Annotated in this window: 17 protein-coding genes, 1 tRNA gene and 2 pseudogenes; 11 read left to right on the top strand and 9 right to left on the bottom strand. The window is 68.6% G+C overall.

Features of this window, described 5'->3' with window-relative positions; all coding sequences use genetic code 11:
• Window positions 1–550: 550 nt before the first annotated feature.
• Window positions 551–967: a helix-turn-helix domain-containing protein gene (locus AC06FD_RS14965; RefSeq protein WP_478078251.1), complete on the bottom strand. Its 417-nt coding sequence runs from the start codon at window positions 965–967 to the stop codon at window positions 551–553.
• Between the two features lie 350 nt (window positions 968–1,317).
• Between AC06FD_RS14965 and AC06FD_RS14960 the strand changes: the two genes are divergently transcribed.
• The 3 genes from AC06FD_RS14960 to AC06FD_RS14950 all read left to right on the top strand — a co-directional run bounded on the left by AC06FD_RS14960 (window position 1,318) and on the right by AC06FD_RS14950 (window position 6,532).
• Window positions 1,318–1,914, top strand: coding sequence for a restriction endonuclease subunit S (locus AC06FD_RS14960; RefSeq protein WP_478048281.1), 597 nt, complete (start codon window positions 1,318–1,320; stop codon window positions 1,912–1,914).
• A complete protein-coding gene (locus AC06FD_RS14955; protein ID WP_478078231.1) occupies window positions 1,911–3,434 on the top strand; it encodes an HsdM family class I SAM-dependent methyltransferase in 1,524 nt (507 codons plus the stop codon). Before AC06FD_RS14960 ends, AC06FD_RS14955 begins: the two co-directional genes overlap by 4 nt.
• Before the next feature lie 227 nt (window positions 3,435–3,661).
• Entirely contained in the window at window positions 3,662–6,532 is a 2,871-nt protein-coding gene (locus tag AC06FD_RS14950) for a type I restriction endonuclease (protein WP_478078230.1), read from the top strand.
• A 45-nt stretch (window positions 6,533–6,577) separates the two neighbouring features.
• Here the strand turns inward: AC06FD_RS14950 and AC06FD_RS14945 are convergent, their stop codons facing one another.
• Window positions 6,578–7,969, bottom strand: coding sequence for a short-chain fatty acid transporter (locus AC06FD_RS14945; protein ID WP_478078229.1), 1,392 nt, complete (start codon window positions 7,967–7,969; stop codon window positions 6,578–6,580).
• A 177-nt stretch (window positions 7,970–8,146) separates the two neighbouring features.
• Here AC06FD_RS14945 and AC06FD_RS14940 point away from each other — a divergent pair, with 177 nt between their 5' ends.
• On the top strand, window positions 8,147–8,353 hold the full coding sequence (locus tag AC06FD_RS14940; RefSeq protein ID WP_478078228.1) for a hypothetical protein: 207 nt from the start codon (window positions 8,147–8,149) through the stop codon (window positions 8,351–8,353).
• A 324-nt stretch (window positions 8,354–8,677) separates the two neighbouring features.
• Here the strand turns inward: AC06FD_RS14940 and ubiA are convergent, their stop codons facing one another.
• The gene (ubiA, locus tag AC06FD_RS14935; RefSeq protein WP_259208760.1) at window positions 8,678–9,571 is read right to left on the bottom strand and encodes a 4-hydroxybenzoate octaprenyltransferase; all 894 of its coding nucleotides are present in this window, start codon (window positions 9,569–9,571) and stop codon (window positions 8,678–8,680) included.
• 155 nt (window positions 9,572–9,726) lie between these two features.
• Between ubiA and AC06FD_RS14930 the strand changes: the two genes are divergently transcribed.
• Window positions 9,727–9,803, top strand: a tRNA-Arg gene (locus tag AC06FD_RS14930).
• 378 nt (window positions 9,804–10,181) lie between these two features.
• On the opposite strand, the gene AC06FD_RS14925 is transcribed toward AC06FD_RS14930, so the two are convergent.
• On the bottom strand, window positions 10,182–10,724 hold the full coding sequence (locus AC06FD_RS14925) for a hypothetical protein (RefSeq protein WP_449336198.1): 543 nt from the start codon (window positions 10,722–10,724) through the stop codon (window positions 10,182–10,184).
• Between the two features lie 70 nt (window positions 10,725–10,794).
• Between AC06FD_RS14925 and AC06FD_RS14920 the strand changes: the two genes are divergently transcribed.
• Window positions 10,795–11,241, top strand: a complete 447-nt coding sequence (locus AC06FD_RS14920; RefSeq protein WP_259208757.1) for a hypothetical protein — start codon at window positions 10,795–10,797, stop codon at window positions 11,239–11,241.
• Between the two features lie 226 nt (window positions 11,242–11,467).
• Here the strand turns inward: AC06FD_RS14920 and AC06FD_RS14915 are convergent.
• The 5 genes and pseudogenes from AC06FD_RS14915 to AC06FD_RS14895 form a co-directional block, all read right to left on the bottom strand.
• Window positions 11,468–11,614 (bottom strand): annotated as a pseudogene (locus tag AC06FD_RS14915) (gfo/Idh/MocA family oxidoreductase); the annotation flags it as partial.
• 573 nt (window positions 11,615–12,187) lie between these two features.
• Window positions 12,188–12,334: pseudogene (locus tag AC06FD_RS14910) on the bottom strand (gfo/Idh/MocA family oxidoreductase); the annotation flags it as partial.
• A gap of 230 nt (window positions 12,335–12,564) precedes the next feature.
• Window positions 12,565–13,920 carry a Gfo/Idh/MocA family protein gene (locus AC06FD_RS14905; protein WP_478078227.1) on the bottom strand — a complete coding sequence of 452 codons (1,356 nt, stop codon included), beginning with the start codon at window positions 13,918–13,920 and terminating at the stop codon, window positions 12,565–12,567.
• A gap of 53 nt (window positions 13,921–13,973) precedes the next feature.
• Window positions 13,974–16,946, bottom strand: coding sequence for a TonB-dependent receptor domain-containing protein (locus AC06FD_RS14900; protein ID WP_449335740.1), 2,973 nt, complete (start codon window positions 16,944–16,946; stop codon window positions 13,974–13,976).
• A 133-nt stretch (window positions 16,947–17,079) separates the two neighbouring features.
• Window positions 17,080–20,439, bottom strand: coding sequence for a TIM-barrel domain-containing protein (locus AC06FD_RS14895; RefSeq protein ID WP_478078225.1), 3,360 nt, complete (start codon window positions 20,437–20,439; stop codon window positions 17,080–17,082).
• A gap of 323 nt (window positions 20,440–20,762) precedes the next feature.
• Here AC06FD_RS14895 and AC06FD_RS14890 point away from each other — a divergent pair, with 323 nt between their 5' ends.
• From AC06FD_RS14890 to AC06FD_RS14870, 5 genes are read left to right on the top strand one after another with little or no spacing between them, the layout of a single operon-like run.
• The gene (locus AC06FD_RS14890; protein WP_478078224.1) at window positions 20,763–21,920 is read left to right on the top strand and encodes an SIS domain-containing protein; all 1,158 of its coding nucleotides are present in this window, start codon (window positions 20,763–20,765) and stop codon (window positions 21,918–21,920) included.
• A gap of 13 nt (window positions 21,921–21,933) precedes the next feature.
• A complete protein-coding gene (locus AC06FD_RS14885) occupies window positions 21,934–22,860 on the top strand; it encodes an ROK family protein (RefSeq protein WP_478078223.1) in 927 nt (308 codons plus the stop codon).
• 26 nt (window positions 22,861–22,886) lie between these two features.
• The gene (locus AC06FD_RS14880; RefSeq protein ID WP_478078222.1) at window positions 22,887–24,215 is read left to right on the top strand and encodes a D-tagatose-bisphosphate aldolase, class II, non-catalytic subunit; all 1,329 of its coding nucleotides are present in this window, start codon (window positions 22,887–22,889) and stop codon (window positions 24,213–24,215) included.
• 33 nt (window positions 24,216–24,248) lie between these two features.
• Window positions 24,249–25,025 (top strand): DeoR family transcriptional regulator, encoded by a 777-nt coding sequence (locus tag AC06FD_RS14875; protein WP_259208732.1) that lies wholly within the window; start codon window positions 24,249–24,251, stop codon window positions 25,023–25,025.
• Entirely contained in the window at window positions 25,022–26,137 is a 1,116-nt protein-coding gene (locus tag AC06FD_RS14870) for an N-acetylglucosamine-6-phosphate deacetylase (protein WP_478078221.1), read from the top strand. Before AC06FD_RS14875 ends, AC06FD_RS14870 begins: the two co-directional genes overlap by 4 nt.
• Window positions 26,138–26,154 lie beyond the last annotated feature (17 nt).

Genomic DNA, 26,154 nt, shown 5'->3' with positions numbered 1-26,154 from the left:
TCAGCCGGTCTGGGCGTTCTGGAGGGCGGCCCTGCACATCCGGCCAGCAACACCGATACAGCCCACGCGGCATACAGAACGCGTCCAGGGAAAATTCGGGGTGCCATGGTGCCGCCATAGGTTGGTGATGTGCGTGCATTCTTCGCTCACCCCGCCACGGCAACAATGTCGCTGTTGCGTCATTTCCTGCCATGCGCCTGAGCAAGGCCAAGCAGCGCGGGTGACCTCAGGCCGCCTGTTCATATGCGCCGAGGTGCAGCCGCTGAGCGAGATGTCCTCACGGGTCCAATCCGCTGCGATCCGCCGGGCCATCGACCGGATCTTCCCGCTCCAGGACACCGGGAGCGTCGTGTCCTATGTTGCGAGCAGCCAGGCTGGGGGCAGCATGGTGGCAATGACGCGGGTGAGTGCAATCGGCCAGGCAATATACGGGCAGGAGCAATCGATTCGCCTGTGTGCTCTTTGCGTAATCTCCCTGTGCGTCCGGTTACGGCTGTAAGGACACTTGGTTGAGAAGCGGCCAGCTCACGGCCCAATCCCCGACACAACGCTAGCGTTTTGTGCTGACTCGCTTCTTCTTCAGCCTCGCCTCGAACTCCGAGACAGCGTCTACAAGCGAAACGCCACAGACGCCAGCAATGTCTCTCAGCTCGATCAGGTCCAGGCGGCGGGTGCCTCTCTCCACGTCACTCAGGTGGGACTGGGTGACGCCCAGCTGAGTCGATACGTCGGTCTGGGTGAGACCAGCCTCCAAACGCATTTCCCGGACCAATTCGACTAGAACTGCGTACTCCGGACGATAGATGGTCTTTGGCATGGCCGCGTATATGGGAAGAGCGGCTTCCAAAGCTATATCGCACTTCCATATATCGGAACATACGATACGCGTGAGTTTCTTCCAGGGCGGAGAGGCCGGATGGACGTGTTGATGTTGTGCTCTTACGAGCCCCGCGAGCGGCGATTCCATCGCGATCACGGCTGCTTGCAAAGGTTCTGGCGCGCCTTACGGCTCACCCCACACAGACGTTGCGCGCATAGATCATTGGCATTGATTGGATACCCACTTGCACAAGCAGCATCTGCAAACATGGCACCGGTGTTTGCGCTGCACAACTTCAGCTTGCGCGCGATAGCTCCTACCATCACCCCAACCTCTCCAAACCCCAAACTCCAGTTCACCCCATCGTTCGCACCAGCTGCGACCCCTTGCGAGCTTCATCCCACTTCCGCACATCCACCACGCTCCATTGCGCATCATCGCGAATGCTGCGTACCTGTTCGGTTGACCCTCTTCCCACCCGAACGCATGGTGCACGCATGAACACTCTCACGCGCATCGCCCTGCTTGGCGACGTGGCCAATATCCGCCAGGGCCATCCCTTCCGCGGTGCCATCGCCGCCGTGCCGGAGGGCCCGGTGCAGGTCATCCAGTTGAAGAACCTCGGCGCCGATGGGCTGCAGGAACGCGAGCACCTGCTGCGCACCGCGCTGCGCACACGCAAGCCGCCCGATTGGGTGCAGGACCAGGATGTGCTGATCGCCGCGCGCGGCAACCATGCGCTGGCGATGCTGCTGCACAACCCGCCGGAGAGCACCGTGTGCAGCCCGCACCTCTACGTGCTGCGGGTATCCACGCCGGACCTGCTGCCGGCCTTTCTGGCATGGCAGTTGAGCCAGCGCGCCGCCCAGGCCTACCTGCGCCAGCAGGCGGCGGGCTCGCGCCAGCAGAGCCTGCGCAAGACGGCGGTGGCGCAGTTGCCGGTGCATGTGCCGCCCGTGGTCCAGCAACGCCGCATCGTGAGCATTGCCACGGCGGCGCTGGCCGAGCGGCGCTGCCTGGAGGGCTTGATCCAGATTCGCCAACAGGAGATCGCCGTGGTGGCCGAGCAGATGTTGCAGGGAGGCGGCGCATGAACCGGATGGCCGCCCTGCCCGGCGCGCATGCCACGCATGCCGCGCTGAACGCCGCCCGCGAGACCCTCGCCGATGCGGCCGATGCCGGCGCCGCCACCTACCTGCTGTTGGCGCTGCTGCTGCTCAAGATTGCCAGCGATACCGACGCCGCCGCGCAGGACCCGGACGGCGCCTACGGCGCGCCGCTGGACTGGCCGCCCACCGCGCCGGGCGCGCAGCTGCTGGTGGTGCCGCCGGAGGCACGCTTCGAGCTGCTGTATCGGCAGCGCTTCAGCGGGGACAACGAGCGCCGCATCATCACCGCGCTGCAACGGCTCACCCAGGCCAACCGCGCCACGCTGGCCGAGGTGTTTGATGTGCTGCGCCTGCACGATGGCTGGCCACGGGATGCCGATCGCCGCGACGTCGCGCTGTCGCGCCTGCTGGGGCGGCTGAGCGTGCCGGCGCTGGATTTTCGCAGCCTGCGTGGTACGTACCGCGCCGACATCGGGCAGGCGGTGGACCGCCTGCTGGAGCGCAGCCAGCCGCGCCGCAGCCCATCGGCGGTGGCCCATGTGCCCGATGCGTTGGGTTGGCTGATGGCGGGCCTGATGGACCCCGGCGAGGACGAGACCATCTGCGACGTGGCCTGCCATAGCGGCAGCCTGCTGCTGGCGGCCAGTCGCTGGGCACGCACCGCCCATGGCGCACGCCGGCACCAGCTGCTGGGGCAGGAAGACGACGACACGGCCTGGGCGTGTGCGCGCCTGCGCCTGCTGTTGCACGGCGAAGACAACCACGCGCTGCATGCGGGCACGCCGCTGCTGCACGACACGCTGGTGCACCCGAACGGCCAGTTGCGGCGCTTCCACGTGCAGCTGACGCGGCCGCCATTTGCGCTGGCGTGGTCGCCCGAGCGCGGCATGCGCGATGTGCACCAGCGCTACGTGCATGGCTTTCCACCACGCCAATGGGGCCACCTGGCGTTGTTGCAGCACATGCTCAAGGCGATGGACCCGCACACTGGCCGCATCGCGGTGGTCGTGCCGCACGGGGTGCTGTTCCGCGATGGCGAGGAGGCGCTGATCCGCCGCAGCCTGCTGGAGGCCAACCTGATCGACGCGGTGGTGGGCCTGCCGGACCGGCTGTTTGCCGGCAGCCCTGTGGCCACGGCGCTGCTGGTGCTGCGCGCGATGCGCACGGACGAGAACGTGTTGTTCGTGGATGCGCGGCGGTTATCGGTGGCCACCCGCCGCGGCCCGCGGCTGGACAGCGCCGCGGCCGAGCAGGTGCTGGCGCTGTGCCGTGCGCGCGCCGATGTGGCCGGCGTGGCGTGCCTGGCCTCCCCGCAGATGCTGGCCAGCCAGGCGGGCAACTTGAGCGTTGCGCGCTATGTGCAGCCGGATGACCAAGGGCAGGTGCCCACGCTGGACGCTCTGCGCAGCCAGCGCGCCCGGTTGCGCGCGCGATTGAGTGCATTGGAACAGGCGTTGGAAGGCGATCTGGCCCAGTTGGCGGAGCGGCCGGCCAAGGCCGGCTGAGTCTCGGGTGCGGGCGGGTGTGATGGGTTGATTGGCCCACGCTATCTACTGGTAGCGAGGCATTGAAACTGTTCACCGCGCGGTGCAGGCATCGTGCAGGAAACGGAATGGTGCACACGGCGGGGCGTGTGATGGCTGCGCCAGACTGCGGGCATGCCATGTCCTCTTCCCGGTTCACCCACCCTGCCGCTAGCGGCCTGCCCACCTGATGCGCGAGGCGCGCCGCCATGACGCGCGCACCCGTGCACGGCGTGGTGACGCGATCGGCATTGGGATGGCTGCAGCGGTTGGGCTGGCAATACCTGGCCCCGAACCGACGCTGCGCCCTGCGTGGCGATCCGCGCAGCGCATTGCTGGAAGGGCGTTTGCGCGAGCACCTGCAGCACGTACGGTTTGAAGCCCATGGCGAACACTGGCCGCTGGATGCGCACGGTATTGCACAGGTGCTGGCCATGATGGCGAACGGCGCGTGGCGGCGCGGCTCGCAGGCCGGCAACGCTGCCCTGCTGACGGTGTTGCAGGAGGGCGTGTGCGTGCCGCAGCGGCTGCCGGATGGTCGTGCCGTGCAGGCCAGGGTGCCGCTGGTGGACTGGGCCGCGCCGTCCAACAACCGGTGGGACATTGCCAGCGCGCGTGAGGAGGGCCAACCGGCGCTGGACGCAGTGCCGCGCGTGGATGCGCTGGTGGGGTACGTCAACGGCCTGCCGCTGGTGCGCCTGCTGTGCGTGGAGCGCGATGCGCAGGGCCGCTGGGGCCGCGATGGCGCCGCGATTGCCATTCACCACCAGCAGCTGGCTGCCGATACCCCCGCGTGCAGAGCGCCCTTGCTATTGGCGCTTGACCGGCGTGGCGGGCGCTATGCCTGGCGCGGCACACCGGCCGAGGGCTGGGTGCGGTGGCGCGAGCAAGGCTGGAGCGCGGCTGCCGCACAGCGGTTGCGCCTGTCCCTGCCCTCGCCTGGATCAGGTGCACGCGCCGCCGACGGCCACGTGTTGCGGGCGCTGCACGCGCCGTTGCTGGCCGGGGTGGCGGCGCCCGGCCGGCTGTTGGCGCTGCTGGGGGGCTTTGTGCACACCGGCGCCGATGGCCGCCAGCGGGTTGCGCGTGCCGCGCAGTTCTTCGCGGTGCAGGCCGGGCTGGCTCAGGTGCGGCGCATCGATGCCGACGGACGCCGTGGGAGCGGACACCTGCAACTGGCCGCCGGTGCGGGCATGGCGCTGACCTGGCACTGGCTGGTGCGACACCTCCGCCGCGATCCGTCATTGCGCCATTGCCGGGTACTGCGGGTGCAGTCGCGCCCTGCCAGCGCGCCGGCTTCGGCCGGCCCTGGCCTCGTCGCGTTCATGGCCAACGGGCGCGGCACCACGTTGCAGACCACGCCGGGCACGCTGCAGGCCTGGCTGCGGCGCCGTGACGCCGGGCATGCCGATGACGACCTCATCGTGCTGATGGACGCGCACCTGCTGGCCGGGCAGCCGGCGTGGCTGGAACACGCGCGCCAACGGCTGCCGCGCGCGGGCTGGCTGTGCCTGGGCAGCGGACCGCTGCCCGCGGCAGTGCCAGCCGATGCGATGGGCCCGCTGCTGTATGCCTGCACCAACGCCGATGCCATGGCCGATGGCCTGCTGGTGCCGGTCTACCACCACCCGCTGGTGCCTGCCGCGCCGCGCCCGCCGCTGCCCATGCGCACGGCCACGGACGCTGCCGAGCCAGCCGCCGCGCCGGCAAGCCGATGGGCATCCACCATTGCCCAGCACCTGCGCGACGCACTGCTGCATACCGAGCGCGACCTGCGCGCGTTGCTGCTGGTGGCCGATGCCGAGGCGATGCGGCGGCAACAGCGCGCGTTTGCCAGGGACGAGGCGCTGCACAGCGCGACGATCGGCCCCGCTGCCGAGTGCACACCTGCAGAACAGCAAAAGGCGCAGTTGCTGATCGCCAGCGACCTGCACGCATTGCCCTACCTGGATGCGCGGCTGGCGCTGGTGTACCTGGACACGGCGGTGGATGGCCCGGCGTTGGCGCGGCTAGTGGCGCTGCTCAACCGCCCGCACCCGCACAAGCACTGTGCGTGGCTGGTGCATCTGCCGGGCGTGCCCGCCCCTTGGCAGGACGCTGCGGCGGATGGGTGGGCGCCGCAATCGCTGCAGGCGCTGCAGGCCGGGCTGCCGGGCCAGCACCGCCGATTGCGCGCCGTGCTACCGCCCACTGGCAACCTGGACTTCCATGCCTGCTGCGATTACCTGGGCCCTCGCTGGAGCGTGGATGCGCGCGGCCAGCAGCGCGACCTGCACCGCCTGCGCCGGCGCCGCCTGCACCAGCGGGTGACCGGCTTTGGCCAGCAGTTGCAGGCGGCCTTGCTGGCCCCGCCTGCCGATGGCGGCAGTGGCGAGGCCGACACGCCGCCGCAGCGCTATCGGTATGACCTTCACTTCTGCTCCCTGCTGCGTGACGTGGTGAGCACCGACGCGTGCGAGCAGCACCTGGGCGTGGCCGAAGACGTGCGCATCCGGCATTGGGCGCGCGAGCGGGCTCCGGAGGTGCGCGATGCCGGCTGGGACTACCTGCACACGGCTGCCACCACACCGGCCAATCCACGCCGGGAAGCGGACGCCCTGCACAGCCAGTTGCGTCATCAGCTGGACACCGGCACGACGGCGGGCGCCGCGCGGCTACAGCTGCAACGGCACCTGCGGTCACTGTTGGTGGCGCCGGGCGCCCCCACGGAGCGGTTGCGCCAGTTGCAGGGCCTGCTGGCACGCCAGCAACTGCGCGACCGCCCCGTGGCGCAGGCCCCCGCGCTGGCCGATGCCCCGCCGCTGGTGGTGGCGTGCCACGCCGCCATTGAGCGCATTGCAGGCGCACCGACCGATGCGCCGCAATGCCGGTTGCACCGCGCACTGGCTGAGCGGCTGGCCGCGGCCATCGGCACAGCCCATGCCGCCCACCCGCGCGCACCGCACTTGGGGCTGGCCGACCTGCAACGACGATTGCGGCCGGCACTGGCGGCGCTGTTGTTGCCTGCGCAGTGCGAGGCGCTGCTGGCGGAACTGCCAGTGCTGCTGACCACCACCACGACCGACCACGGCGCGCCCTGAGCCAGCGCCGTCGGCGCGCGGCGCGGCGGCGTTACCGTGCGGGGGTTACGGCATCACCGGCGGCACATAGGTGAGGGTCATGCCCAGCAGCCACAGCAGCCCCAGCACCAGCGGGATGTGCACCAGCAGCTGGATGAAGGTGAAGCCGACGATGTCGCGCGCCTTCAGCCCGAGCACGCCCAGCAGTGGCAGCATCCAGAACGGGTTGATCAGGTTGGGCAGGGCTTCGGCCGCGTTGTACACCTGCACGGCCCAGCCCAGGTGCGCCTTGAGCTCGTTGGCGGCCTGCATCACATACGGCGCCTCGATGATCCACTTGCCGCCGCCGGAGGGCACGAAGAAGCCGAGCACCGCCGAGTAGACGCCCATGACCAAGGCAAAGGTATCGGTGGTGGCGATGTGGACGAACAGGCTGGACAGGCGGTGCGCCAGGGTTTCGTCGCCGCTGCCCACCGCATGGGTGAGGATCATGGCGATGCCGCCGTACAGCGGGAACTGGATGAGCACGCCGGTGGTGCTGGGCACCGCCTTGGCCACCGCGTTGAGGAAGCTGCGCGGGCGCCAGTGCAGCAGCAGGCCCAGCGAAATGAACAGGAAGTTGTAGGTGTTGAGGTTGGCGATGGCGCTGACCAGCGGCTTGCTGGCGAACTCGCCGAACAGCCAGCCGAAGGCCAGCAGCGAGAGCAGCACGGTGAGCAGCGGGCTGTATTCCAGCCATTCGCCCGGGCGCGTGCGCGGCTGCAGCGGCGGCGGCTCGGCCTGGGCGGCGCCGTCGAAGTCGCGGGCGGTGCGCGCCGTGGCCGGTCCCGGCGCGGTGAGCCAGGCGATGAGCAGCGAGACCAGGATGAGCGCGGCGGTCAGCGCAATGGACTGCCACAGGAAGATGGTTTCGGTGAAGGGCAGCACGCCGGTGATCTCCACCAGCCCCGGCGGCATGCTGGCCGGGTTGGCCTGCAACTGCGCGGCCGATGAGCTCAGGCCCATGGCCCAGACCGCGCCCAGGCCGAGATAGGCCGAGGCGCCAGCGGCGCGGTAGTCCATCTTGAGGTCTTCGCGGCGGGCCAGCGCGCGCACCAGCAGGCCGCCGAACACCAGCGAGAAGCCCCAGCTGAGCAACGAGGCCAGCATGCTGACCAGCCCCACGTAGACCACGGCGCCGCGGCCGGTGCGCGGCACCCGCGCGAGCTGGTCGATGAAGCGCGCCACGATCGGGGCGGTGGCCAGGGCGTAGCCGCCGATGACCACGAAGGCCATCTGCATGGTGAAGGGGATCAGGCTCCAGAAGCCCTCGCCGAAGGCGCTGGCAGTGGCCTGTGGGGTGGCGCCGAAGCCGATGGCAGCGCCGGCCACGATGATGACGCCGAGCACGGCGAACACGTAGGCATCGGGAAACCATTTTTCTGCCCAGGCGGCCGAGCGCAGCGCCGCGCGTGCCATGAAGCCGTCCCGAATCGTTGTCGACGTGGCCATTGGCTCTCTCCCGGAGCGTTCAATGGGGGGATTCTGTGGGTTGGCGGGCGTGCTGTCAGTCGCCTATTGGTCTTAGGGGCCAGTATTGGGTGCGCGGCGCTTGGGCAGGGTCGGGAGCCGCCCAGCGGCTGGCACTACTGGGTCATGATCCTGATGGGTTACGGGCTGCCGAGCGTGGCTCGGCACTACTGGGTCATGATCCTGATGGGTTACGGGCTGCCGAGCGTGGCTCGGCACTACCGGGTCATGATCCTGATGGGTTACGGGCTGCCGAGCGTGGCTCGGCACTACCGGGTCATGATCCTGTCGGGTTACGGGCTGCCGAGCGTGGCTCGGCACTACCGGTCATGATCCTGCCGGGTTAAGGGCTGCCGAGCGTGGCTCGGCACTACCGGTCATGATCCTGCCGGGTTACGGGCTGCCGAGCGTGGCTCGGCACTACCGGGTCATGATCCTGTCGGGTTAAGGGCTGCCGAGCGTGGCTCGGCACTACCGGGTCATGATCCTGTCGGGTTACGGGCTGCCGAGCGTGGCTCGGCACTACCGGTCATGATCCTGCTGCGTTACGGGCTGCCGAGCGTGGCTTGGCACTACCGGTCATGATCCTGCTGGGTTACGGGCTGCCGAGCGTGGCTCGGCACTACCGGGTCATGAGCGGTTGGCCGCGGCCTGCCTTCAATGGAACGCCAGGGCGGCGGCGATGCCCGCGAACAGGGTGGCCCCCACCCAGTTGTTGTGCAGGAAGGCCTTGAAGCAGGCGTCGCGCTCGCGCTTCTGGCAGATCATGAACTCGTAGACGATCAGCAGCGCGGCCACGCCGAGCGACAGCCAGTACGCGCTGCCCAACCCGGCGCGCATGCCGACCAGGCCCATGGTGCCCAGGAACAGGGCATACAGGATGCCCTGGATGACCAGGTCCAGGTCGCCGAACAGGATGGCGGTGGAATGCGAGCCCATCTTGAGGTCATCGTCGCGGTCGACCATGGCATACCAGGTGTCGTACGCGGTGGACCACAGGATGTTGGCGCCATACAGCAGCCAGCCGATCACCGGCACCTCACCCTGCACGGCGGCGAAGGCCATCGGGATGCCCCAGCCGAAGGCCATGCCCAGGTAGACCTGGGGCAGATGGGTGTAGCGCTTGAGGTAGGGGTAACTGGCGGCCAGGAAGATGCCGATGAAGCTCATGCCGATGGTCAACGCGTTCAGGGTGAGCACCAGCGCGAAGGCGACCAGCATCAGCACCGCAAACAGCACCAGCGCCTCGCGGCCCTTGACCCGGCCGCTGGCCAGGGGGCGGTCCTTGGTGCGCTTGACGTGCGGGTCCAGCCAGCGGTCGGCGTAGTCGTTGATGACGCAGCCAGCCGAACGCGTCAGCCAGACCCCGGCGCTGAACACGAACAGGATCCACAGCGACGGCAGGCCGCCGGCGGCCAGCCACAACGCCCACCAGGTGGGCCACAGCAGCAGCAGGGTGCCGATCGGGCGATCGGCGCGCATCAGTTTCCAGTACTGGCCCCAGCGCGATGGTGCACCGCCGGCGGGGACTTCAAAACGTTCGTAAGCCATCTGCAAAGGATACCGCCCCGGCCGGCGACCGGCGTTGCCCTGGCGGGGAATTGGAAGGGGGGCAGACCTGCGCCGCGTTTGCGGCTAGAATGCTCGTCCCCGCGCCGCCAAGGCGAAGTGGTGGCCCACACAGGCACCCGGGATTGCAGGACAACGCGCTCGTAGCTCAGCCGGATAGAGTAGTGGCTTCCGAAGCCATTGGTCGGGGGTTCGAATCCCTCCGGGCGCACCATCCTTGCCTTCGCGGTATTCAGCCGCCTTTTCTGCCGGAAATCTCACCTGCATCGCAGTCATTGCGATCCCGGTGCCACAGGATCAATTCGCCGACCTCCCTGCCTTGTTGGCATTGAGTGGACCCGCGCCATGGGCATCGCCTTGCCAGCACGGCACACCTTCGGTCTGGGCCTGTATTCCGCTGATACCGATGCTGCACGCTTCATTGGTGGCCGCCTCGCAGAGCTGCGTCGCGGGTTGAAAGGCTTCAGCAGGCGCAACGGTGGTGCCGGCGCACAGAGACGCAGGGGATGGAGACGCGACACTCGACGCCAACGGTCGAGGCTCGAATGCCCACCACTTCCGCAAGGGCCGGCGACGTGCCGGCCGGGGGGCTTCAGCGCTGACGCGGGTAGAGGCCGAACAGGCCGACCCAGGCCAATCCCAGCGCGCTCACCAGCATTGCACCGGCCACCCATCGGCCCGCGATCCGTCTCCTGTCCCACGATTCCTTGACCTGGGCGTACGAGCGCACCATCAGGTCGCCAACGGCAAGCTGGTTGACCGGCCGGTGCAGCTGCTGATCGCTGCCGCCGGCGGGCAGGTACAACACCGTGACCGTGCGCGTGCCGGCGCTGCGCAGGGCGCGATGCACGCGCTCCATGCGGTCATCGGCGTTGAGCGGGTAGCGGAAGGCAACGTCGCTGCCCTCGAGGCTGAAGTCGATCCCTTCATCATTCACGCGCACCGATTGCACGCGCCCGCTGGCCTCTGCCAAGGCGGCGCGTGGCGCCAGCCCCTCGTTACGTTGCGTTGCCACCATCGCTACCACGGCAATGGCCAAGGCAAGCAGGATGATGAAACCCAGCGGGTTCAGACGACGAATCGATTTGAATGACATGTGGCGCAGTCCGTTGCGAACGTAGGTCACGGCCATCATCGCCGATTCACTGGTCGGTTCGATACTCCCTCCGCTTGCAGGGCCACAGGGGCGGTCGCAGACTTGGGGCATGAAGCCTTCACACGCATGGCAGCAGCACGGCACGGTGTCGCTCTGGCGCTATCGCGACAACGCGCGCAATTTCCCGGGTTGGCAGCTGACCGCCGATGCAGAGGGGTGCGCGTCGCTGCTGACACGGCTGGACGCGTTGCACACCGAGGGAGCCGGGGCGAGCCGGACGCTGCGGCTGTCCGCGCCCGGCCCCGCGCAGCTGGCGGTGCCGAACAACCGCGATGCGCGCTGGGTCGCGCCGCAGACGATGCAGCTGATCCTCGATGAGGACAGCGGTGCATGGCAGTGGCAGCCGGACGGCGAGCGGCAGGTACTGCGATTGGGCGTGTCGGCCCTCGCCGGCCTGCGCCAGGGCGTGCTGGATATCGCTGCCGGGCAGGGCGATTACAGCCTGGGCCATGGCATGGAGGCACTGTGGTTCTGGTGGTGGAACGCGCAGCGGTAGCCCAGGCGCGGAGCGGCACCCCGTACAGCCGACCGTTGGTCGGCTGCAGTGCGAGCCAGAGTCGAGCGTTGGTCGGCTGCAGTCCGAGCCAGCGCCGACGGTTGGTCGGCCGCAGTGCCAGGCGCAGCCGACCAACGGTCGGCTCTACGAGGATCGGGGTGGCAGTCACGCCCCATGGTGGTGACACGCCCCCGCAAGCAGCGGCCGTGGGCCGGTGCGTTCGTCCTCAGTACGTCCCGTCGAACGCGAACATCGGCTTGCGCTGCGTCCACAGCCCGGCGGTGAAGTCCGGGAATTCCACGGTCTGGAAGCTGTTGGCGATGGATTGCTCCGACAACGGGGTGATCGCGCTCCAGGTAGTGGCGCCGTAGAGCCGACCGTTGGTCGGCTGCAGTGCGAGCCAGAGCCGAGCGTTGGTCGGCTGTAGTCCGAGCCAGAGCCGACGGTTGGTCGGCTGTAGTCCGAGCCAGAGCCGACGGTTGGTCGGCTGCAGTGCCAGGCGCAGCCGACCAACGGTCGGCTCTACGAGGATCGGGATGGCAGGCACGACCAAGGGTGGTGGCCTGCCCCTGCAAGCACCGGCCGTGGCCGGTGCGTTCGTCCTCAGTACGTCCCGTCGAACGCGAAAATCGGCTTGCGCTGCGTCCACAGCCCGACGCTGAAGTCCGGGAATTCCAAGGTCTGAAAGCTGTTGCCGATGGATTGCGCCGACAACGGGGTGATCGCGCTCCAGGTAATGGCGCCGTAGAGCCGACCGTTGGTCGGCTGCAGTGCGAGCCAGAGCCCACGGCTGGTCGGCTGCAGTGCGAGCCAGAGCCGACGTTGGCCGGCTGCAGTGCCAGGCGCAGCCGACCAACGGTCGGCTCTACGAGGATTGGGGGGCAGTGACGACCAAGGGTGGTGACCCGCCCCCGCAAGCACCGGCCGTGGGCCGGTGCGTTCGTGCTCAGTACCTCCCGTCGAACGCAAAAATCGGCTTGCGCTGCCTCCACAGCCCGGCGGTGAAGTCCGGGAATTCCAGGGTCTGGAAGCTGTTGGCGATGGATTGCTCCGACAACGGGGTGATCGCGCTCCACGTAATGGCGCCGTAGAGCCGACCGTTGGTCGGCTGCAGTGCGAGCCAGAGTCGAGCGTTGGTCGGCTGCAGTGCGAGCCAGAGCCGAGCGTTGGCCGGCTGCAGTCCGAGCCAGAGCCGACGGTTGGTCGGCCGCAGTGCCAGGCGCAGCCGACCAACGGTCGGCTCTACGAGGATCGGGGGGGCAGTCACGACCAAGGGTGGTGGCCTGCCCCCGCAAGCACCGGCCGTGGCCGGTGCGTTCGTCCTCAGTACGTCCCGTCGAACGCGAAAATCGGCTTGCGCTGCTTCCACAGCCCCGCGGTGAAGTCCGGGAATTCCAAGGTCTGGAAGCGGTTGGCGATGGATTGCTCCGACAACGGGGTGATCGCGCTCCAGGTAATGGCGTCGTAGATGTCGATCGGCATGGGCGCGCGCGCCTTCAGGGCCTCGACGAAGGCATGGATGACGAACCAGTCCATGCCGCCGTGGCCGGCGCTGGCGGCGGTGTCGGCGTGCTGCTTCCACAGCGGGTGCTCGTACTGGTCCTGATAGGCCTTGAAGTCTTCCCACTTGTGCGGCGGGCTACGCCCTTCGATGTGGATGGACTGGTTGACGTCCATCCACAGGCCCTTGGTGCCCTGCACGCGGAAGCCCATCGAATACGGGCGCGGCAGCGAGGTGTCGTGCTGCAGCAGGATGGTCTCGCCGTTCTCGCAGGCCAGCGTGGTGGTCACCACGTCGCCCAGCTTGAACGCCACCTTGGTGCTGGGGTGCGTGGTGCCCCCGCTCTTGGCCACGGTGTAGTCGTGCAGGCCACGCGCCTTGCTGGCGAACGCGTTGATGTGGGTGAAACGGTTGCCGCGGTTGACGCCGGTGTACATGGCGCAGGGGCCGATGCCGTGGCTGGGGTACAGCTCGCCGTTGCGCTTGACCGAGTGCTCGGTGCGCCAGCGCGCTTCGGACCAGCCCTTGGGGCCGAACTCCACGCCGCTGTCGTAAGGCTGGTTGGGGTCGCCGGAGTTGAACTTCACCCCGCGCAGGTCGTGCTGGTAGCCGGCCTGCAGGTGCACCAGCTCGCCGAACAGGCCCTGGCGCACCATCTGCAACGCGGCCATCACATCGCGGCGGTAGCAGACGTTTTCCAGCAGCATGTAAGGGGTGCCGGTGCTCAGCTGGGTCTTGAGCACATCCCAATGGTCCTGCAGGGTGATGCCGGCGACGACTTCACAGCCGACCGCGACCTTGGCCTGCATGGCGGCGATCGCCATCGGCGCGTGGTACTCCCACGGCGTGGCAATGACCACGCCATCCAGGCCGCGCTGCTCCAGCAGACGCTTCCAGGCATTGACGTCGCGGTCCTGGCCGTAGGTCGTCGGCGCCGGCTTGCCGGCCTTGGCCACTTTTTCCAGGGCGCGGCCCAGCATGATCGGTTCGATGTCGCACAGCGCCACCACCTCGACGTCGTCGCGGCGCACCAGTTCGGTCAGCAGCACCTGGCCGCGCATGCCGGTGCCGATCAGGCCCAGCCGTACCTTGCGCCCGCGCGCCCAGGCCGGCGTCTGCGGCAGCAGGCTGCTGGCGGCAACGGCCGCGCTGGCGGCGATGAATTCCCTACGTTTCATGGACAGTACCTCGTTTGAAGATCGCGCCAGCCGGGACCGGCGCGGGATAGGCATCAGAACTTGTAACCGACGGTCAGACTGTACCCACGACCGTAGATGGTGGCGTAATCGCTGGAATCGCCCAGGAAGCTGTTCGGATCGTAGAACGGCAGGCGGTCGAACAGGTTCTTGATGGTGAAGCCGACGTTCCAGTGCTCATCCGGGCGCCAGCCCACGCTGAGGTTGGCCGTCCACCACGAGGGGGCGCCGTCGCACTTGCTCTGCTCCAGCGGCAGATAACCGGCGGTGCAGGTCTGCGGGTTGTTGTCCTGCTCGTCGATCTGCTGCAGCGCCCACTTGGTGCCGCCTACGTAGTTGATGAAGAAGCTGGTGGTGACCTGCTTGTAGTTCCAGTCGGCATTGAGCGTGGCACGCAGGCGCGGGTTGTTGTAGTAGCCGACCAGGTCGCCGTAGTACCAGCCACTTTCCGCATCGGTGTAGGAGCGGTTGCGGTTGGCGATGGTGGCGGCCAGGCCGATGTTGAGGTTGCCCCAGTCGCCCAGCGTGAAGCGGCTGCGCGCGTCGATGTCGAAGCCGTCGATCAGGGTCTTGCCGCGGTTCTTGTACTGGCCCACCACGCTGGCCACGTTGCCCACGCTGTAGCCGGGCAGCGTGCCCGGGCAGGCGACGCCGCTGGCCGGGTCGGCGCACATCGCCGCCAATGCGGCCAGGTTGGCGCGGTCGCTGTCGGTGATCGGCGAGCGGGTGGAGGCGATGATGTCTTCATCGCGGGTGAAGTCCGGGGCGACGATCTCGTTGCTGCGGTAGATGAACCAGTAATCGGCCGACACCGACAGCCACTGGGTGGGCTCGTAGACGAAGCCCAGCGTGGTGATCTTGGCCTTTTCCGGCTTCAGGTCCGGGTTGGGCTGGGTCATGCGCGCCACGGTGCGGCTGCAGTCGCTGTTGAGCAGGGTCTTGCCCAGGTCCACATCGCCGCCACGGCCGGATTTCAGCAGCAGGTTGGCAATCGCGTTGGTCTCGTTGCAGCGCACGTCGTCGCGGTAGCCACCGAGCTGGGCGAACACGCCGCCGTTGCCGGACTCGGCCAGGCTGGGCGCGCGGAAGCCGGTGGAATAGGTGCCGCGCAGCATCAGCTGGTCGAACATCTGGTACTTCAGGCCAATCTTCGGGGCCAGGTTGGCGCTGAAGTCGGGGTACTTGTCCACGCGCAGCGCCGCGTCCAGTTCCAGCTTTTCGGTGATCGGGGCGACGGTCTCGGCGAACAGCGCATAGGTGTTGCGCTTGCCGTCGAACCACGACCCACCCTGCTGGGTGATCAGGCCATTGGCCGCGTCCGGATTGCCGGGGGTGTAGAACGTTTCGCGGCTGGCGTTGAAGCCGAACGCCGCGCGTACTTCACCGGCGGGCAGGTTGAACAGCGGGCCTTCGATCTTGCCGTCCAGGGTGTGCAGGCGCGTCCAGGACTGAATGTCGAAGGTCGGGAAGGCCTCGCGGATCAGCGCGGCGTTGGCTTCGCTGAGCTCGCCGAACGTGTACGCCGGATGGTCGGAGATGATCACCCGCCCGGTGCCCGGGTCGATGGTGTACGGCCCGAAGGCCTTCTCGAAGCCGGCCAGGTTGACGTTGGTGGTCTGGTAGGTGACCGAGTGGCTGCCGGCGGTGGCGAAGGCGGTTTCCCAATTCCAGTCGCCCACGTCGCCGCGCAGGCCGGCCACCACGCGGTAGCTCTGGTCGGTGTTGCGCTGGCCGAAGTGGTTGGCGCCCACGTCCTGGAGCAGGTACTGCAGGCCGACCACGCCCCCCATCAGGGCGCGCAGTTCGGGCGAGGCGTGGTTGTACGCGTTGTTGGGGCCCAGGTACGGGTACAGGAACTGGTTGACCGTGGTGCCGGTGTTGCGCGAGAACCAGCTGGTCGGGTTGCCGGTGGTGGTGCCGTAGGCACGCGGGGTGCCGCCGTTGGCGGTGAGATCGATGTCGGTATACGTGGCCTCGGCGAAGGCTTCGGTGCTGTCGCCGATCAGGAAATGCGCGTTGACGTAGGCGGTGTTGCGCTCGGACTTGGCGCCGGCATCGATCTCGTTGTTCATCCACGTCTCCCAGATACAGCGCGGGCCGGCCGCTTCCGTGGTGAGCACGTTGTTGCAGCCCGGTGCGGCCTCCTGCACGCGGCGACCGGTGACCGGGTCGAAGGCGAAGTAGCTGCCGGGGTTGAACTCACCCGGCTTGCTGCCGGTGCCCAGGCGCAGGTTGGGCAGGTAGTTGGGGTTGTTGACGTAGTACTGGCTGGGGCGCTTGTCGTAGAAATCGCTCAGCGGAATCGCATCGCGCCGGTACAGGTTGACCGAGGCATAGACGTTGTAGCGGTCTTCATCCAGGTCGCCGAAGCCGGCGGTGATGCTGCCCTGGTGCTCGCCGTAGGAGCTGATCCGCGAGGATTTATCGGTGGTGAGGCTGATCTCGGCGCCCTGGTAGGAACGCTTGGTGATCACGTTGATCACGCCGGCCACCGCATCGGTGCCGTACACCGCCGAGGCGCCGTCGGTGAGCACTTCCATGCGTTCGATGGCCGCGGCCGGGATCGCATCGATGTTGACGAACTGGGTCTGGAAGCCGGCGGGCGCGCCGTAGTACGACAGGCGGCGGCCATTGAGCAGCACCAGCGTGCCCTGTGCGCCGAGGCCGCGCAGGTTGGCCTGCGAGGCGCCGTCGGAGCCGGTGAACAGCGAACGCGAATCCTGCTGGCCCGGCCGTGCCGCGGGCAGGTTGTCGAGCACCTGCAGCAGGGTGCGCGCGCCCATGTTTTCGATGTCCTGCTTGCTGATCACCTGCACCGGCGAGGCGGTTTCCACGTCGGTGCGGCGGATGTTGGAGCCGGTCACTTCGATGCGCGACAGCTCGGTGGCCTTGGCATCGGGGGTGGCGTCCTGCGCGCTGGCACTGCCGACCACGGCAACGGCCAGGCCGAGTGCGATGGACAAGGGGGTAGCGGTGATGCGGCGATGGCGATGGCGTTCGGTCAACATCTTTGTCTCCTTGTTCGATCCGCAGCGTGGGGCTGGCGGTGGATGGGTGTTTTCGGGCAAACGTCCCCCGTGCCGCGGCCCAAAGGCCGCAGACGGGAAACGGAGAGCTGTTTTTCTGGAAGCGGTGGTGCGGTTACGGCGACACGATGCTGGCGGTATCGCCCTCCCGTCCGATCAGCGCGGCGTTGGCCCAGTTGCCGCAGACCTGCGCGGGGCGGTCGCCCTGCGCGCCGAGGGTGCGCAGGCTGAGGCGCCGCAGGCCGCGTACGTCCAGTTCCGGCTTGACCACGCCCGGGGCCTTGACCAGGCCGCTGTCGTACAGCATGCGGTCGTCGCCCCAGACCTGGAACTGCATGCCGCCCGCGGCGCGACACTGGTCGTCGATACCGAGGTCGGCGCGCAGCAGGTGCCAGTTGCCGCCCAACTGCAGGTCGATGCGGCTGCTGGCGTTGACGCCGAGGCCGCGACGGAAATGCAGGCCGTTCATGCGCAGCTCCGCCTGGCCGCCGAAGGCGTGGTCGCTGGCCACGCGGGCCTGCAACGAGGCCGGCAGCGGCAATGCGGAGAGGTACAGCTGCTGCGCCGGTTTTTCAGGCGGCTGGTGTTCCAGCACGTGGAAGCTGGACAGCACGATCGGGCCGACGTCGCGCGGCTGCAGCGCATCCACCGCGCGCGCCACGCTGCCCTGGGCGGCGCTGACCATCGGGTCGGCGGCGCTGGCACCATCGCCCTCGGGGTTCTGCGTGCTGAGCACGCGGAAGCGCAGCAGGCGGCCGGCGTGGGCGGGGAAGTCGATCTGCTGCATGCCCTGCTGGAGGGTGAGGCGGCCGCGCTTGACCGGTTCGCCCCACTCGCCGTTGCTGTCGGCCAGGTAGATTTCGTAGTCGCGGATCTGGCCGTTCTTCCAGTGCGCGTCGTTGCGCGGGGCCAGTTCAATGCCGTCGATGAGCTTGCGCTCGCCGAAGCCGATCACCCACTCGTGGGCGCCGGTCTTGACCGCCTGGTTGCGCACGGTGCGGAACCAGGTGGCCGGGTCGTCATCGAAGGCTTTTTCCAGTTCGTAGCCCTGCTCCTGGGCCGGGCGGTTGACCACCAGCAGGCTGTCCGACGGCAGCGCGCGACCGAGTTCCGGTGCGGCCGGGTAGGCATCGTCGGCGGCTGCGGCAGCCACCGGCACGGCCAGGGTGACGCTGAGCGGCTGGCGGATGTCGGTGGGTGCGCTGCGCACGTGCACGGTGCCGCGGCGTTCGCCGGCGTCGAAGTACCAGCCTTCGCTGGCCGCCTGCCAGGCCGCCTTGTCGGCGAGCATCGGCAGCGTGCGTTCGCCGAGCGTCACCGCGCTCGGGCGCTGGCGGCTGAGCACGCGCAGCGCATAGCGACGCTGTGCGAGCTGGCCGGCGTACTGGCCCTGCACCGCATCGATGCGCACCTGCACCGGGCCACTGCCCTGCGCCGGTGCCTGCACGTGGATCTGCTGCGTGCTGGATTCGCCCTTCTCGTAGCGGCGAGTGGCGCCGTCGTCCTCGTACAGGGTGTAGTTCGACTCGCCCTGCGGGTAGAGATCGAAGGTCACTTCATCCAACGGCTTCTCGCCGTCGTAGAGCATGTCCGGGTACATCGGGATGATGGCGCCGGCGCGCACGAACACCGGGATCGTGGCCAGGTCCACGGCGCGGTCGAGGTCACGCCCGGTCGCGCCGGCCTGCAGCTGGCGGCCATCCCAATAGTCGATCCAGCGCCCCTGCGGCAGGTGGATGTCGCGGCGCCACCCGCGGCTGGCGGCCTGGCTGCGGTACACCGGCGCGATCAGCAGGTCGCGGCCGAGGAGGAACTGGTACTTGTGCGCTTCGGTGTAGGCCTGCGGGTCCTGCGGGTAGTCCCACATCAGCGCGCGCAGCAGCGGCGCGCCGGTGGTGGCCGCCTCGTGCGCCAGCCCGTACATGTACGGGGTCATGCGCATCTTCAGCTTGAGGTAGTCGCGATTGACGCTGCGGTAGGGCTCGTCGAACCACCAGGGGTGCTTGCGCGCGTTGGCCGACCAGCCGGACATGCCCATCAGCACCGGGGTGAAGCTCTTCCATTGCAGGTCGCGGGTGAAGGTCTCGGCGCTGCCGCCGAAGATCGCATCCACGTCGCCGCTGGCATAGGCCATGCCCGACAGCCCCGAGCCGACCAGGGTGGGAATGTGCCAGCGGATGTAATCCCAGCTGCTGCTCTGGTCGCCGGTCCAGGCCACCGCGTAGCGCTGGATGCCGGCCCAGCCCATCACCGTCCACAGGAACGGGCGCGAGTCGGCGTTGTGCAGGATGCCGTTGAACGCGGACTGGTTGGCGTCCATCGCGAACTGGTAACCCTTGCCCGTCCAGGCCACGTCCAGCTTCTGCACGCGGCTGCCGGCGGTGCCCACTTCCCAGGCGATCTTGTCCACGCCGTTCTCGGTCCAGAGCCCGGTCTTGAAGCCGTATTTCGCCAAGCCCTGCACGGTCTCGGGCAGCGTCCTGTAACCGCAGCCGTAGCCGTCGTTGGGCAGGATCCAGCCGCCGGGCATGTCATGCGCGCGGTACTGCCTGGCCACGCTGTCGACCACGTCCAAGGTGGTGCCGGTAGGGCCATCGCTCCAGCCCTCGGGCACGCCGCCGGGCTTCTTGATGTTGTCGCCGTCGTTGTAGCAGTCGGCATCACCGTAGGAGAACGCCCAGCGCGGCAACAGGCCGGCGCGCCCGGTCAGGGCGGTGTAGCGGTCCAGCAAGGCGTGCAGGTCCGGGCCGACGAAGTAGTACGCATCGAAGCGGTCTTCGCGATGCAGCAGGGTGGCCTGGTCGGCCTGGCGCAGGTCGTAGGTGCCATCGCTCCAGGTGTTGCGCAGCATGCCCCAGCCGCGCGAGCTGAGCAGCATCGGCGCCGGGTTGGGGCGGTCGCCCTCTTCCCAGCCACCGGAGTAGGACACCTCCAGTTCGCGGCCCTTGAACGCGAAGCGGCCGTTCTGCTGGCCACCGCCGAAGAAGTGCTCGTCGCTATCGCTGGACAGCACCTGCAGGCTCTGCTGCGTGTCCAGGTCCAGCGGCTGCAGTTCGCGCCACAGCGCGACATCGGCGCCGTCCTGGCGGCGGTCCAGTGCCAGCCGCAGCGGTTGGCGCTGGATATGCAGGACCAGCGCATCGGTGCGGATGCGCACTTCCCTGGCATCTTCTTCCAGCTGGAAGGCGACCGTGGCCGCCGGCTGCGGCAGCACGATCGGCGCGGCCTTGTCGCCGGCGGGGGTGAGCGTGCCCTTGCGGCCGGCCTGCACGCGCAGCAGGTCGGCGCGCAGCAGGTCCACGCGCAGACGTGCGCCGCTGTCGGTGCGGAGCTCCCAACCGGGGCGGCCATCCTTGCCGGGGGCGGCGCTGATGCTGCGCAGGTTGCCCACCGGCTCGGCGACGGCGGGCGCGGCCAGGGCCAGCGCGGACAGCAGTGCGATCGTCAGACCAGTGCGTCGAAACCGGGATTCCACCTTGCCCCCAAGCCCGCGGTTGGCGGGTATCTGAAACCAGTGCGGCCGACTCTAGGGCACGGTCTCGAAAGATGTCAATAAATTGCAAAGAAAAAGGAAGGATATTTTCTTATAAACGAAAGATGTACTGACGCAGCACTTTCTATATGGCGGCTGAATGCGCGCTTTGGTACGCCGTGAAACCTTGCTGCACTGCGGCGACCGCGGATCAAAGCAAACGACAGAGAGCAAAAACTGTGATCGATCCAGCTTTTCTTTATCTTTCGATATTTGACATTTCGAAAGAAAACGAAGAAGGTGCGGTCGCCCAACAGGAATTGCGAATGGACGCTTCTCTGCTCCCTGATTTGCCCACGTGGCAGCGCCTCGGCGGCGCCTATACCGCCGAAGAAATCGCCCAGCAGCCGCGCATGTGGACCGCGCTGGCGCAGGGGCTGGACGCTGCCCAGGCGCGCATCGACGCTTTCCTCGGCGAGGCGCTGCGCCAGCCCGGCCAGCGGGTGATCTTCAGCGGTGCCGGCAGCTCGGGGTTCATCGCCGAGATGGTGGCCGACCAGATCAATGCGCAGTGGCCGGCCGAGGTGCGCGCCATCCACACCACCAGCCTGCTGACCCACCCCGCGCTGTACCTGCAGCGCGACCGCCCGACCCTGCTGGTGTCGTTCGGCCGCAGCGGCTCCAGTCCGGAAAGCGTGGCCGCAGTGGACCTGGTGCGAGCGCAGGTGGACCACGCGCGCTTCCTGGACATCACCTGCAATGCCGACGGCGAACTGGCCCGGCGTGGCCAGGGCCGCAGCGACACCCTGTCGCTGCTGATGCCGCCGGCCAGCTGCGACCGTGCCTTCGCCATGACCAGCAGCCTGAGCAGCATGCTGCTGGCGGCGTTGAGCGTGTTCGACACCGCGCCGTGGCCGCAGCGCGTGCAGCGCCTGCACGACCTGGCCGCGCATGCCGACCGTGCCCTGCAGGCATGGGACGCGGCAGTGGGGGCGTTGGCCCAGGCCGCCTATTCGCGGGTGATCTACCTGGGCAGCGGCCCGCTGGAGGCGCTGGCGCGCGAGGCCGCGCTGAAGGTGCTCGAGCTCACCGGCGGGCGCGTGCTGGCGCTGGCCAACACGCCGCTTGGCTTCCGCCACGGGCCCAAGTCCACGCTCGACAACGACACGCTGGTGGTGATGCTGCGCAGCGCGCAGCCGCTGTCGCGCCGTTACGAGCAGGACCTGCTGGACGAACTGCGCGGGGACGGGATCGCCGCCCGGGTGATTTCGGTCGGCCCGGACGGTGATGACCGCAGCGACGGCGACTTCGTCAGCGCCGCCCCTGACCTGGCCGACCCGTGGCTGGCGCCGCTGTGGCTGCTGATGCCGCAGTGCTACGCGCTGCAACGCTCGGCCGCGCTCGGCATGACCCCGGACAACCCCTTCCCCGACGGCACCGTCAACCGGGTCGTGCAGGGCGTCATCATCCATCCCCATGGCTGAGCAGGGCCTTCCCATGCAGTGCTGGTACGGCATCGATATCGGTGGGACCAAGATCGAGCTGGTGGCCTACGACGCCACCCTGGTCGAGCAGCATCGCCAGCGGGTGACCACGCCCACCCAGGACTACGATGCGTTCCTGGAGGCGATCGGCGGGCTGGTGCGCGATGCCGACGCCGCGCTCGGTTCGAGCGCCCATGCGATCGGCATCGGCCTGCCCGGGGTGCGTGACCGCCGCAGCGGCCGCCAACTCAGCGCGAACGTGCCCAGCCTGACCGGCCGTCTGGTCGCGGAGGACCTGCAGGCCCGGTTGCAACGGCCGCTGGCGTTCGGCAACGACCTGCAGTGTTTCGCCCTGAGCGAAGCCCAGGGCGGTGCCGGCGCGGGCTACCCGAGCATGTTCGGCGCCATCCTCGGCACCGGTGCCGGCGGCGGCTTCTGCGTGGACGGGCAGCTGGTGGCCGGTGCCAACGGCATTGCCGGCGAGTGGGGCCACTGGAGCATCCCGGCCACGCTGCTGCAGCGCCACGCGCTGCCGGTGCTGGGCTGCGCATGCGGCCTGCGCGGTTGCCTGGAGCGCTACGTCTCCGGCAACGGCCTGGCGCTGATCCACGAAGGCCGCGGCGGCGATGCGCTCGATGCTGGCGCGGTGGTGGCCCTGGCCCAGGCCGGCGATGCGCTCGCCGAGCAGGCGCTGGCCATCCATCGCGACTTGCTGGGCTACAGCTTCGCCAACCTGATCCTGGCCGTGGACCCGCACGTGATCGTGCTGGGCGGCGGCCTGTCCAAGCTGGAACAGCTCTACCGCGACCTGCCCGCCGCGATCGCCCCCTACCTGTTCCAGGGCGTGCGCGTGCCGCCGATCCTGCCGCCTGCCTTCGGCGACGCCGGCGGCGCACGCGGCGCGGCGCTGCTGGCCCGCCAGCACCACCCTTCCCGCTGATTCCCCGCTGTTACGGAGTGCCATCCATGTCCGCCATCCAATCGCTGATCGCCGCCCATCGCCAAGGCCAGCCCGTCGGCCTGTACAGCGTGTGCTGCAGCAACGAACAGGTGCTGCTGGCGGCGATGCAGGTGGCCCTGCGCTACGACACGCTGCTGCTGATCGAGGCCACCTCCAACCAGGTGGACCAGTTTGGCGGCTACACCGGCATGACCCCGCCGCAGTACCGCGACTACGTGCTGCAACTGGCGCGCGATGCCGGTTTCCCGGTCGAGCGGCTGGTGCTGGGGGGCGACCACCTGGGCCCCAACGCGTGGCAAAAGGGCCCGGCCGAGGTGGCGATGGCCAATGCGCGCGTGCTGATCGAGGCCTACGTGGCCGCCGGCTTCCACAAGATCCACCTGGATTGCAGCATGTCCTGCGCCGACGATCCCACCCCGCTTCCCGATGCCGTCGTGGCCGCGCGCTCGGCCGAACTGGCCCGTATCGCCGAGCGTACCGCCGCTGCCAACGGGCTGCCGCCGCCGGTGTACGTGATCGGCACCGAAGTGCCGATTCCCGGTGGCGAGGCCTCGCTGGCCGGTGGCCTGCAGGTGACCACGCCGGCGGCGGCAGCCACCACGCTGGCGATCCACCGCGAGGCCTTCTCCGCGCCGGACCTGCTGCCGGCCTGGGAACGCGTGGTCGCGATGGTGGTGCAGCCCGGCGTGGATTTCGACCACAGCAGCGTGCACTACTACGACCCCGCCGCCGCCGCGGACCTCTCGGCCTTCGTCGAGCAGCAGCCGCGCATCGTGTTCGAAGCACACTCCACCGATTACCAGACCGAAGCCGGCCTGCACGCCCTGGTCCGCGACCACTTCGCCATCCTCAAGGTCGGCCCTGCGGCGACCTACGCCTTCCGCGAAGCCGTGTTCGCCCTGGCCATGATCGAAGCCGCGCTGCTGCCGGCCGCGCAATGCTCGAACGTGATCGAGGTGCTGGACCGCTGCATGGTGCAAAAACCGGCCAACTGGCAAAGCTACTACCACGGCGACGCCCACGAACTGCGCCTGCTGCGCGCGTATTCGCTGAGCGACCGCAGCCGCTACTACTGGGGCGAACCGGCGGTGCAGGCCGCGCTGGACACCCTGGTGGCCAACCTGCGCACGCACGTGCCGCCGCAGATCCTGCTCAGCCAGTTCCTGCCCCACCAGCAGCGGGCAATCGAGGCCGGCCAACTCGCCGCAGAGCCGCTGGCGCTGATCCAGCACAAGGTGGCCGAGCGCCTGGGGGAGTACGCCCGTGCCTGCAATCGCAACCGTGCACGTGCCGATATCGAAACTTACCGGCCCACGGAGCTTTCGGAACGGTAAGCTTTGGCTTTCCTTCCGAACGGAATCGCCCCCATGCGCAATACACGGCAGCGCCGCCAGCAGATCCTGCAACTGCTGGTGGACCACGGCAACGTGCAGGTCAGCGAACTGGTCGAACGCTTTGGCGTCTCGGCAGTGACCATCCGTGCCGACCTGACCCACATCGAGTCGCAGGGCATGGCCACGCGGACCCATGGCGGCGCCACGCTGGTGCGCACCCCGCCGCAGGAACAGGACATCCACGAGAAAGACGCGCTGAACCTGCCGATCAAGGACAGCATCGGCGCGTATGCGGCCAGCCTGGTCAAGCCCGGCGACAACATCATCATCGACTCCGGCTCGACCACGATGACCCTGGCGCGCCACCTGCGCCGGCATCGCGAGGTGACGGTGATGACCAACGGCCTGAACATCGCCTGGGAGCTGGCCAACGCGCCCGGCGTGGAGCTGCTGCTCACCGGCGGGCTGCTGCGCAAGCAGTCGCTGTCGTTGCAGGGCAGCCAGGCCGAGGCCAGCCTCAACACCTACAGCTTCGACACCCTGTTCCTGGGCGTGGACGGCCTGGACCTGCAGTTCGGCCTGACCACCCACCACGAGGCCGAAGCCAGCCTCAACCACCGCATGGTCGAGCGCGCGCGCCGGATCGTGGTGCTGACCGATGCCTCCAAGTTCGGCCGGGTCAGCCTGCACCGCATCGCCCGGCTGGAGCAGGTGCATACGGTCATCACCGATGCCAGCATCGATGCCGAGTATCTGGAAGGGCTGCAGCGGCTGGGGATCGAAGTGATCATCGCCGAGACCCCACCATGACCCCGCCCCGCTCCCTGCATGGCCGCCTTCTCACCGCTACCGGTTGGGTGCGCGGCGACATCCACTTCGACCGGCGCATCACCGACATCGACACCGCGCACGATGACCCGCGCGAAGACCATGAGGTGCCGCTGATCCTGCCGGGCTTCATCGACCTGCACGTGCATGGCGGCGCCGGGGTGGACATCATGCAGGGCGGCGATGCGGCCGCGACCGTGGCGCGCACCCATGCCCGGCATGGCACCACCGCGCTGCTGGGCACCACGATGACCGCGCACGAGGACGACATCGTGCGCGCGCTGCAGGGCCTGGCCGGCGCGATCGGCACGCGCGGCCCCGGCATGGCGCGGGTGCTGGGCGTGCACCTGGAGGGACCGTTCATCAGCATCGAACGGCTGGGCGCGCAACCGCCGCTGGTGGTGGAAGCCACCGTGGAGGACGTGCGTCGGCTGCATGCCATCGCCCCGATCAAAGTGCTGACCCTCGCCCCGGAAATCGGCCAGCACCAGGCGCTGATTCCCGCGCTGAGTGCCCTCGGCATCCGCGTACAGCTCGGCCACAGCGCCGGCAGCTACGCGGACGGCGTGGCTGCGCTGCAGGCCGGTGCGGCTGGCTTCACCCACCTGTTCAACGGCATGACCGGCGTGGACCACTACCACCCCGGCATCGCCACCGCTGCCCTGGCCCATGCCGAGTACGCCGAGCTGATTCCCGACCTGCAGCACGTGCATGCCGGTGCGATCCGCACCGCGCTGCGTGCGATTCCGAAGCTCTACTGCGTCACCGATGCCACTGCCGCCACCGGCATGCCCGATGGCGAGTACGCGCTCGGCGTGCAGCGCGTGCACAAGTGCCTGGGCTGCGTGCGCCTGGCCACCGGCTCGTTGGCCGGCAGCGCACTGACCATGGACCAGGCGCTGCGCAACCTGGTGTCGCTGGGCCTGGACGTGGCCGATGCCTCCAACCGGCTGTCGCGCTACCCCGCCGACTACCTCGGCATCGACGACCGCGGCCGCATCGCCGTGGATGCCTGGGCCGACCTGGTGGTGCTGGATGCCGAGCTGCGCGTGCGCGGCGTGGTGGTGGAAGGCGACGACATCGCGCTCGATTAAGCGTTGAATCCCGCGCC

The sequence above is a fragment of the Stenotrophomonas sp. Steno-Z1 genome (assembly GCF_056393175.1).
Note: the sequence above shows the minus strand (reverse complement) of the source record. Positions and strands in the feature narration are given on the sequence as shown.

Bases quoted from the DNA above. Each gene is read 5' to 3' on its own strand.
- AC06FD_RS14960 (WP_478048281.1), top strand. From the start codon at position 1,318: ATGAACACTCTCACGCGCATCGCCCTGCTTGGCGACGTGGCCAATATC.
- AC06FD_RS14885 (WP_478078223.1), top strand. From the start codon at position 21,934: ATGCAGTGCTGGTACGGCATCGATATCGGTGGGACCAAGATCGAGCTG.
- AC06FD_RS14870 (WP_478078221.1), top strand. From the start codon at position 25,022: ATGACCCCGCCCCGCTCCCTGCATGGCCGCCTTCTCACCGCTACCGGT.
- AC06FD_RS14890 (WP_478078224.1), top strand. From the start codon at position 20,763: ATGGACGCTTCTCTGCTCCCTGATTTGCCCACGTGGCAGCGCCTCGGC.
- ubiA (WP_259208760.1), bottom strand. From the start codon at position 9,571: ATGGCTTACGAACGTTTTGAAGTCCCCGCCGGCGGTGCACCATCGCGC.
- AC06FD_RS14920 (WP_259208757.1), top strand. From the start codon at position 10,795: ATGAAGCCTTCACACGCATGGCAGCAGCACGGCACGGTGTCGCTCTGG.
- AC06FD_RS14965 (WP_478078251.1), bottom strand. From the start codon at position 967: ATGGAATCGCCGCTCGCGGGGCTCGTAAGAGCACAACATCAACACGTC.
- AC06FD_RS14880 (WP_478078222.1), top strand. From the start codon at position 22,887: ATGTCCGCCATCCAATCGCTGATCGCCGCCCATCGCCAAGGCCAGCCC.
- AC06FD_RS14900 (WP_449335740.1), bottom strand. From the start codon at position 16,946: ATGTTGACCGAACGCCATCGCCATCGCCGCATCACCGCTACCCCCTTG.
- AC06FD_RS14950 (WP_478078230.1), top strand. From the start codon at position 3,662: ATGACGCGCGCACCCGTGCACGGCGTGGTGACGCGATCGGCATTGGGA.
- AC06FD_RS14875 (WP_259208732.1), top strand. From the start codon at position 24,249: ATGCGCAATACACGGCAGCGCCGCCAGCAGATCCTGCAACTGCTGGTG.
- AC06FD_RS14905 (WP_478078227.1), bottom strand. From the start codon at position 13,920: ATGAAACGTAGGGAATTCATCGCCGCCAGCGCGGCCGTTGCCGCCAGC.
- AC06FD_RS14955 (WP_478078231.1), top strand. From the start codon at position 1,911: ATGAACCGGATGGCCGCCCTGCCCGGCGCGCATGCCACGCATGCCGCG.
- AC06FD_RS14945 (WP_478078229.1), bottom strand. From the start codon at position 7,969: ATGGCACGCGCGGCGCTGCGCTCGGCCGCCTGGGCAGAAAAATGGTTT.
- AC06FD_RS14925 (WP_449336198.1), bottom strand. From the start codon at position 10,724: ATGATGGCCGTGACCTACGTTCGCAACGGACTGCGCCACATGTCATTC.
- AC06FD_RS14940 (WP_478078228.1), top strand. From the start codon at position 8,147: ATGATCCTGATGGGTTACGGGCTGCCGAGCGTGGCTCGGCACTACTGG.